Below are 549 nucleotides of genomic sequence, written 5' to 3'. Positions count from 1 at the left end.
CAAATCAAAAGACAGTTGCGACAGTCATGACAGTTTAATGGGTGGAGGTATAAACCAAGATGCCACAGTTATGAACAAGGGTGCCAAATCAAAAGACAGTCATGACAGTTTAATGGGTGGAGGTATGAACCAAGATACAACAGCTATGAACAAGGGTGTCAAATCAAAAGACAGTCGCGACAGTTTAATGGGTGGAGGTATGAACCAAGATGCAACAGCTATTGTGGCGAGCAAGGGTGTTAAATCAAAAGACAGTCATGGCAGTTTAGTAGGTGTTAAACCAAGCAGTAAACAAACAGGGCGCAACGGGTATTACATTCCACCGATTTGTTTTGACCGTTATTACGAAGGACGTGACCGTGACGATGAGCCTTACCGAAAACTACGTTGGTACGAAACCGTATTGCCTGACTTAATGAAAGGGATAAAGTATGGAGATATGCTGCAAAAGCAATACAAGGTCTATGACTTTCGGCAAGATAGGTATGTCACCAAACACATCAGCGATACTACGCTCAGAAGCACCATTGTTGCCCAATTGAAAACCCT

General features: G+C 43.0%; 1 pseudogene. It reads left to right on the top strand.

Annotated elements, in window-relative coordinates:
• Positions 1-70 precede the first annotated feature (70 nt).
• Positions 71-549, top strand: a pseudogene (locus tag Q0954_RS34345) (hypothetical protein); the annotation flags it as partial.

The sequence above is a fragment of the uncultured Microscilla sp. genome (assembly GCF_947493425.1).
Taxonomy (GTDB): domain Bacteria; phylum Bacteroidota; class Bacteroidia; order Cytophagales; family Microscillaceae; genus Microscilla.
Note: the sequence above shows the minus strand (reverse complement) of the source record. Positions and strands in the feature narration are given on the sequence as shown.